Origin of the sequence: Microcystis sp. LEGE 08355 (genome assembly GCF_015207185.1) — a bacterium.
Taxonomy (GTDB): domain Bacteria; phylum Cyanobacteriota; class Cyanobacteriia; order Cyanobacteriales; family Microcystaceae; genus Microcystis; species Microcystis panniformis.
In genome coordinates this window covers 1-8102 of record NZ_JADEXI010000177.1, presented here as the reverse complement: position 1 = coordinate 8102, position 8102 = coordinate 1, and the positions used below count along the sequence as shown (strand labels likewise).

The window sequence follows — 8102 nt, the reverse complement described above, 5'->3', positions numbered from 1 at the left end:
GGTATTTTCCCCCCGATCACTCCCATATCTGGTACTTTTTGATTGACAAAAGGTCTAAAAGTGTTACCCAACAAGGTTTTCAGATTTATTCAGCAAACCCTAACTATTTATCCTTAATCGGGGATCAAGACTATTTTTCCGCGCACTCTTTCCGATTCACTATAATTATGAGCTGCTGCCACCTGGGAAAAAGTATAGGTGCGCTCGATTCTAACAGTTAATTTACCCGATTCGATCGCTTCTTTGAGAAATTGCCAGTCAGACGCTTGTGCTTGAGCAAAAAATATCACTTTCCCTTTTTGGGGCAACCAAGCAGTGAGATAATTTAAGAGGATAATTCCAGGATTTGGTAGGGTGGTTATATAGATGCCTTGGGGTTTTAAAAGCTGACGACAGTGCCAAAAAGAAGACTTAGCCACAGCATCGAAGATTAGATCATATTTCTGATCGGTTTTTCTCCAATCTTCTTGGGTATAATCTATAACTTTATCTGCTCCTAAAGAGGTGACATAATCGATATTTTTGCTACTACAGACTCCATCTACTTGCGCGGAGAAAAATTTTCCTATCTGCACAGCAAAGCTACCCACTCCTCCCGATGCACCATTAACTAAAATCCGATTTCCTGCTTGAATATTGCCAAAATCGCGCAAGACTTGCAAAGCGGTAGAAGCAGCTAAAGGGGTGGCAGCAGCTTCAATAAAACTCTGATTATGCGGTTTTTTAACTAATAGGGAAGCGGGAATAATTGCATATTCAGCATAGGTTCTACCGGGTAATTGATTGAGAAAACCAAAAACCTCATCTCCGATCTGAAATCGCTCCACCTGACTACCTTTTTCAACGATAATTCCCCCATAATCAAAACCTAATTGCAGGGGAAATTTATTACCTGTGGCTATTTTGAGCATTCCCCGACGAATCTTCCAATCAATCGGATTAATTCCCGCTGCCATAATCTTAATTAAGACTTCCTTTGCTTGGGGAATTGGCTTTTCTATTTCTGTGTATTGGAGAACATTACTATCGCCATAGCGATTAATGATAATAGCTTTCATAATTAAGAAAAAAGTTGATAAAATAGTAAAGGAGCAAAAGTAATGACCAAGAGAACAAAAATCCAAACTCGTCCCGCTAAAAGATTATAATCTTGACCTAATCTTGACCAAGAGTGACCGGCGATAAAATGACCGAACAGAAACTCAAAACCCACTGTTAATACTAACCAAATTAAACCGATAGTAATTGCTTGACCGGACGATTCTAGACCCCAAAAATAGACAAGAGTGCCAATATAAAGACAAAAAAAGAGGATTCCTGTCAGGGTGGAAATTTGATGAGCGCGTAGTTCATCGAGATATTTTCCGTAGGTGGTTTCTCGGAGGATACCGTTACTAACTCCTATTACAATCATCGGGAGCCATAGGACAATGTAGCGACTAATCATAAGTTGTTGGTTTAGAACTCGCTCTAATTGGATTATAGCTATATTTGGCTGATAACTTGAGATATTTTGGTAAAAATTAAGATTGTTACTTGCCTAAATTTTCAGCCAGATAATCAACTAGCTTTTTCACTGTTGTAAATTCTTGGCATTTTTCTTCTGAAAGTTCAAGATCGAATTCTTCTTCTAAAGTCATGATTAATTCAACTGTATCAAGTTCATCTCCTCCCCAATTTGAGACTAATAAACCATTACTACAAGAACCATAAGAACTATAAAAGCTAGAAGAACTATAACTACTGAGGGTTTCCTTAGATTTTAAATAAAATAGTTCATCATCAATATGTATCTCAGACTTTTCCACCTCTAATTGATAACTAATTATCTCTTGAACTTTGATGAAAATTGCCAGTTTTCGTTCATCTCCAGCCAATTCTTGTAACATTGTTATTTTCTCGGTATCATCATTGTTTTTATCGTTAATAACAGCATTAGCTTTTTGTTCTGCTATTTTAATAGCTTTCTCTTCATCGATTATTTCATAACTTTAATTCTAGAATTAATTAAGTTTCGTATTATATGAAATTCTACTTTATGACCACTTTCCTTGTAAATTTTTGTGGCTAAATCCCAAACAATCTGATCGCGGTTTGCCTCTAGCTGATTTAATTTTTCTTCACTCAGAGATACCATATCATCCAAATACTGATTGATCATCATTGCCAGAATTTGCATCTCATAATTTTTGCTATCTTCATTCATTTGAGTAGTTCCTCTGCTGCAAAAAATCTCAACCATATTGTATCTTAAGATAAATACTTTTCTAAAAAATCTAGGGGTGCATCTCACATTTGCAGAAATACCGACAATCAGCAATTATCAGTGACTCTTAGATGATTACAAATGTATCAGCATCTGGCTGTAAGCATCCCACCGAAAAGCTAATGCGCTCCGGGGTTTGGGTAGGGTTGATTCATGAATCAACCCTACCTTGAATCAACCCTACCTTGAATCAACCCTAGGGTATCGTCTCGGAGTCTCCCCAAATTGTTAATTTTTTTGGGGATTTAGCTACATCATCCGAAAAATGTCACACTAGAGGTAGGGGAGCGTCAACTATCAGTCATCAGCTTTCAGCAATTTTTGGCTATTTCCCCAGGGTATTGCTGGCAGCCGATGGGAAAAAAGATTAACTTCAACCCTGACGTTATCTACTATCGAGGAGGCTAATTCTATGGATAATACGGAAACAATCTCAGTCGATCGAGATACCAACAAACTCTATAATAAAATTCTCGTGGCTGTGGATTATCAAGATCCCAATCCAGAGGTATTGAATACGGCTATTCTCTTAGCGAAAACCTACGCTAGTGAGTTGCGAATTATTTATAGTCTGTCTCAACCTTTGACTCCCTACACGGAAACTTTTATTTATGGTAATCTGATCGGTTATGGTGGCGGTTATCCCCCCGATATGATCGCCTTAGAACAACAAATCACCGAAGAAATGCAAGCGGAATTACAAGCTTGGTTAAACGGTTTAGTCGATCGAGCTAAGGAGGATAATATCATAGCCCGGGCTGATTATTATATCGGTGATCCGGGACAGAAAATTTGTCAAGTTGCCCAGCAAGAGGGGATAGATTTAATTATTGTTGGTCGTCACGGTCGATCGGGTTTATCTGAGTTAATCTTAGGTAGTGTCAGTAATTATGTGGTACATCATGCTCCCTGTTCGGTTTTGGTGGTACATATCACTCATTAATTAGAAAGGGTTGAAATCCATTTTTTGCTGTCCATTGAATCGCACCATCTCTCCCCGTCCAGTAAGTCTTAATCCGGGCCTTTCTCAGTTGATTTCTGGCATTACGGGAGAGATTGTTGGTGACGGCGATCGCTGTTTGAGGTCGAATGGACTCTAACCATTGTTTATCTAGATTGCTTCCCTGCCATAATAACACTAGGGGGCTGAATTCTTGGGATAAATTAACGGGATTTTTCGGGTTGATAATCCAGAGCCAAGATTGATTTTTTACCTGAAATTTAAATAAATTTTTCTCGAGCAATTGTCCAGTAATTTCGCCGAGATTAAATTTTTCTAACTGGGATAAAGTAATAGTTTTTTTGATTGGTATGTCCTCACTGATAGTTGAGAATTGCGCCGAACTATTGACGGTTATTGCTCCTTGTATTTGATTAATTCCCTCCTGTCGCAAAAAAGGTAAAACTGTATAACGTGCTGTTGCGGGTTCCTCCCCATTAATTAAGAGAGTATTTCCTCGATTTTGAATAATGATTACCGGTTGCGATTTGGTGGCTAAAACTGTCACCTGAGTTAAAGTTAAATGCTGATAAATAATCGGTATTAAAATTAAAGTGAGGATAAATAAACCGATTAAATGCCACCGTTGACGAAACCAGATATTAAAGCATATTAAGGTAAGGCAAATATAAATAATTAACATCACTCCTAAGGATAATTTACCTGTGGAGTAGGTACTAAAAGGAAGCAGACTAAAAAAGTTGGTAATTTGCAGTAATAACTCTAGAGGGTAATAGAGAATACTAGCACCGATACTGCCCAAAGGGGGATAAATTAAGCCTAAAAAGGCAGTAAAAACTCCTCCTAAACTAATCAGGGTAACTAGGGGAGTTGTGATAATATTAATGGGGATATTATAAAGAGCGATCGAGTTAAACGTAAACATTAATAAAGGCATAGTCCAGAGACTAGCAGCTAGACTAATAGCTATAGGTTCAGCGATTAAATTAGGGAAATAGTCAATTTTATTTTTCAGTAAAGGAACGGTAATAATTAATCCCAAAGTCGCTAAAAAACTTAACTGAAATCCTAAATCCCAAATCCAGAGAGGTTGCCATAATAATAGAATTGTAGCCGCTAGTAACAGGGAACCTAAACTATTAACTTGTCGATTATAAAGCAGACCGATTAATGCCCCAATTCCCATCAAAATCGCCCGCAGCACTGAAGGTTGTAACCCTGTTAAAGTGCCGTAAATTATTAAGATAGTAACGGCAATAGTGAACTGTTTTTTAGGGGATAAATTGCGAGTAACAGTTAAAACAAATCCCAACAAAATAGCCACATGAAAGCCAGAAGCTGCTAAAATGTGAGCCAATCCAGTTTTAATAAATAAATCAGTGATTTTTGCTGGCAAATTAACCGCTTGTCGTCCGAGGGTAATCGAACTTAATAAAGTCCCTTTTTCCTGGCCTATTCCTTGAATTTGTGCCTCAACAATGCGCTGACGAATCTGCCAAATTCCCCAAGTTGGTGATTTTTTATCGATAATTATTTCCCCTTTTAAACCAGCAAAAGCACCCTGACGCGCCAGATAATTAGCAAAGTCAAAAGCATTGGGATTATTGGCACGACGGGGACGATAAAGTAATCCTTTAATTGTTATTTCTTGTCCGGGATAAACCTGATTTCCTCCTAGATTTGGTAGAGTAACGTAGAGTTTACCTGTGGATTTTTCTGTCGGTAAATTCTTGAGGCTAAATTCTTTTACTTCTAACCAAAATTGTAAATTTTCTCGGCGATTGAGACGAATTTCTGATATAATATTGCCGGTGATTTTAATAGAGTTAACCACATTATTTTTTAAAAGATGACTGATATCATTCCCAGCGGGGTAAGGAGTACGAATTTCTAGATAAACAACGGCAAATATAGCTATTAATCCCCCCATCAGCCAAATTTTTCTAGGGGGACTTTGCCACCAAAAACGACGGATAAAAATCGTGGTTAATAGGGTAATTAGACTGATAATAACAATTCTAATTACCACTTCTTGCCATCGGTTTAACTGGGGACTAAAATCTAGCAGACCTGTAGATAATAATCCCAAAATATAGGCTAAACCAAGAATAACGCTATTAGGGCGATTCATAGAAATTTTTGTCGTCAAATAATTTCAGAATTAGCGGGCATTATTTTTACCTAAGTATCAGCGAAAATCGAGATTAAAAAGTAACTTAGCATAAACACTATGGGGATCGTTAAATGTAGGTAACTTCAATAATTCCTGCTGAAAATTTTGCCATTCCTGCGTCAAAGGGTGATTATTTTTAGTTAGAGGAGGAAGATAGGTTTGCAAGAAATTAGAGACAAGTTCTTCTTGCCAACTTTGCGAGCGAGGATATTCTTTAAGACTCCAATCATCTCCTAATTTAGCTGTTTTGGCCGCGTATTGTACTGCCACTTCTAGACCACCAATTTGATCAACTAAACTAATTTTAACCGCATCTTTTCCCGTCCAGACACGACCTTTGGCCACAGTTCTAACCTTGTCTGGGGATAATTTTCGCCCCTTGGCTACCGTCTCGATAAATAAATCATAGAACCGATTAACTGCCGCTTGATAAATTTCTAATTCTTGGGGATTTTTCGGTCTGGTAATAGTAGATATATCGGCCAATTTTCCAGTTTTCACCGTATCCCAATCGATGCCATTATTATTAGCAATCTTCTGGATATTTAACAATAATCCAAACACACCGATCGAACCAGTAATTGTATCATTATCGGCAAAAATTCTTTGACCCCCCATGGCGATCCAATAACCCCCAGAAGCTGCCACATCACCCATAGAAATAATTACCGGTTTTTTCGCATCTAAACGCTTAATTTCCCGCAGAATCACCTCAGAAGCGGTGGCACTTCCCCCCGGACTATTAATTCTCAAAACTACCGCTTTCACCTCCTCATTCCCTTGTAATTTTCGCAATTCCTTCGCCAATTTATCCCCACCGATTTCGCCTCTATCTCCCTGACCTTCTACGATTGTCCCTTCTGCATAAACTATCGCTATTTGATCGCTACTATTTTCCTCCTCATCGAGAGAACTAGCATAATTAGCTAAAGAAATTTGCGAAAAGGAGCCAGAGTTTTCCTCCTGATTAGTTTTATTTTTTGCTTCTCCTGTCAAATCCTTTGCTAAAGCAATTACTCGATCTAAATGGGCCACTTCATCAACAAAACCCGCCTTTTTCGCCATGGTTGCTTCCAGAATACCTTGAGTATCGGAAATAGTTTGCACTTCTTGGGTCGTTAAATTGCGACTTTTGGCCACTGTGGAACTATAATTAGACCAAATTGTATCGAGTAGAGTTTGCAGCTGCTGACGATTCTGGACACTTAAATCCTGACGCGTATAGGGTTCCACCGCACCTTTAAAAGAACCCACTTTTACCACTTGTACCCCCACACCATATTTTTCTAGTGCATCGGCAAAAAAGGTTTGTTGACTACTTAAACCATTAATTTCCATTCTCCCCACGGGATTAATAATCACCTTTTCAGCAACGTAAGCGAGATAATATTCCTTTTCCGTCCATTCCACATCGTAGGCGATAATTTTTTTACCCGATTGGCGAAATTTTGCCAAAGCTTGCCGCACTTCCGTCAGGGTAGCATAGCCATATTCACCGACATTGTTGCGACCGTAGAGTAACAGACCGACAATACTATCATCAAGGGCGGCCTTTTCGAGCGCCGCTATCACCTGTCGTAAATTTAAAGTGGTCCGACTCTCACTGGTCAAACTATCGGCTAAACTTGAACTAGGGGGAGCATCGCTGATATTGGTGGCTAAGTTAAAGACTAAGACTGATTTTTCCTTAACTGAGGAGCTATCGCTAGAAATCAGGAAAGAAAGCAGTAAAAATGCTAATCCCCCCACACCTAGAGACGAAAATACCAATAATCCCAATAAAGTTCCCAAGCAACTAGCGAAAGTTTGTTTAAAAAACTGACCCATCGGTTTTCATCTACTACTAATTATCCTGTTTCCTATTGTAGGGATTCCCCGCCCAGAAACAAGTTTTTTATCTGACTGCCTGACACATCTTGCTGAATCACCGACAGGTTAAGACACGGATGCGAGAGAACCAAATTCGGTCAAAGAAATCTTGTTCAGCTGGCTTTGACGCAAAAACTGGTTCGAGGGATGAAACCCTTATAGAGAAAGATATTTGGCGATTTTTGTCAATTGTTTTCGCTCTAGAACAAAAGTGGTCTAGATTTTTAACTTCTATCTTTGACATTTTTCTTGACTTGAATATTTTTTGAGAACTTTTTTAGTTTCTCACTTTTTCTGCCCGAAGAGCATAAGTATAAATACTTAAGTTATTTTCATTTTATATGCTACCAGTCATAAGCTGTTGACTATCTAAATTGCTCGTTAAGGCTGCAAGGGAGAAGGGAGCAGGGAGAGGAAGTTTGAGCATTTGTACTAAAATTTTCAATCCGCAGTTTAAATTCAGTACAGCTTACTACAATTGGAAGTGCGGAATGTGGGTTAGAGGTCTATTATTGTCGTGCCTCTATCGGCTGAAAATACCGAAAAAAAACTCTTAAGTTATACTAAAATAATTAATACAGATAGGCATCTTCCCAGACGGTGAAAAGGAATTATTGACCCTTGAAAACCACAGTTAAAGTCAGCACACAAACCCAATTACCCCTACATCTAGTTATCACCCATCCCCAGTATCGTTTTGTCGATTTATTTGCGGGAATCGGTGGTTTTAGAATTGCTTTGGAGAAATTGGGAGGACGTTGTTTAGGCTATTCAGAAATTGATAAACAGGCCATCCAAGTTTATCAACAAAATTTTATTAGCTATCTCAACAG

At 38.4% G+C, this 8102-nt stretch carries 8 protein-coding genes; 2 read left to right on the top strand and 6 right to left on the bottom strand.

The features are described 5' to 3' along the window. Positions 1–113 precede the first annotated feature (113 nt). From IQ242_RS10985 to IQ242_RS26105, 4 genes are all read right to left on the bottom strand, one after another. Positions 114–1058, bottom strand: coding sequence for an NAD(P)-dependent alcohol dehydrogenase (locus IQ242_RS10985; protein ID WP_193959999.1), 945 nt, complete (start codon positions 1056–1058; stop codon positions 114–116). Positions 1059–1060: 2 nt separating this feature from the next. Beyond that, entirely contained in the window at positions 1061–1447 is a 387-nt protein-coding gene (locus tag IQ242_RS10980; RefSeq protein WP_193959998.1) for a hypothetical protein, read from the bottom strand. Positions 1448–1532: 85 nt separating this feature from the next. After that, positions 1533–1889, bottom strand: coding sequence for a phosphopantetheine-binding protein (locus IQ242_RS26110; protein ID WP_228020931.1), 357 nt, complete (start codon positions 1887–1889; stop codon positions 1533–1535). A gap of 89 nt (positions 1890–1978) precedes the next feature. After that, complete coding sequence (locus IQ242_RS26105; RefSeq protein ID WP_228020930.1) at positions 1979–2206, bottom strand: hypothetical protein; 228 nt, start codon at positions 2204–2206, stop codon at positions 1979–1981. Between the two features lie 472 nt (positions 2207–2678). Here IQ242_RS26105 and IQ242_RS10970 point away from each other — a divergent pair, with 472 nt between their 5' ends. Further along, a complete protein-coding gene (locus IQ242_RS10970) occupies positions 2679–3209 on the top strand; it encodes a universal stress protein (RefSeq protein ID WP_193959997.1) in 531 nt (176 codons plus the stop codon). Here the strand turns inward: IQ242_RS10970 and IQ242_RS10965 are convergent. After that, a complete protein-coding gene (locus IQ242_RS10965) occupies positions 3199–5358 on the bottom strand; it encodes a ComEC/Rec2 family competence protein (protein WP_193959996.1) in 2160 nt (719 codons plus the stop codon). The two genes, IQ242_RS10970 and IQ242_RS10965, sit on opposite strands and share 11 nt — an antisense overlap. Positions 5359–5415: 57 nt before the next feature. Then, a complete protein-coding gene (gene sppA, locus IQ242_RS10960; RefSeq protein ID WP_193959995.1) occupies positions 5416–7227 on the bottom strand; it encodes a signal peptide peptidase SppA in 1812 nt (603 codons plus the stop codon). 663 nt (positions 7228–7890) lie between these two features. Between sppA and IQ242_RS10955 the strand changes: the two genes are divergently transcribed. Beyond that, positions 7891–8102, top strand: a 212-nt coding sequence (locus IQ242_RS10955; RefSeq protein WP_193959994.1) for a DNA cytosine methyltransferase, incomplete at its 3' end; no start/stop codon positions are given.

Bases quoted from the DNA above. Each gene is read 5' to 3' on its own strand.
- IQ242_RS26110 (WP_228020931.1), bottom strand. From the start codon at position 1,889: ATGTTACAAGAATTGGCTGGAGATGAACGAAAACTGGCAATTTTCATC.
- IQ242_RS10985 (WP_193959999.1), bottom strand. From the start codon at position 1,058: ATGAAAGCTATTATCATTAATCGCTATGGCGATAGTAATGTTCTCCAA.
- IQ242_RS10970 (WP_193959997.1), top strand. From the start codon at position 2,679: ATGGATAATACGGAAACAATCTCAGTCGATCGAGATACCAACAAACTC.
- IQ242_RS10965 (WP_193959996.1), bottom strand. From the start codon at position 5,358: ATGAATCGCCCTAATAGCGTTATTCTTGGTTTAGCCTATATTTTGGGA.
- sppA (WP_193959995.1), bottom strand. From the start codon at position 7,227: ATGGGTCAGTTTTTTAAACAAACTTTCGCTAGTTGCTTGGGAACTTTA.
- IQ242_RS10980 (WP_193959998.1), bottom strand. From the start codon at position 1,447: ATGATTAGTCGCTACATTGTCCTATGGCTCCCGATGATTGTAATAGGA.
- IQ242_RS26105 (WP_228020930.1), bottom strand. From the start codon at position 2,206: ATGAATGAAGATAGCAAAAATTATGAGATGCAAATTCTGGCAATGATG.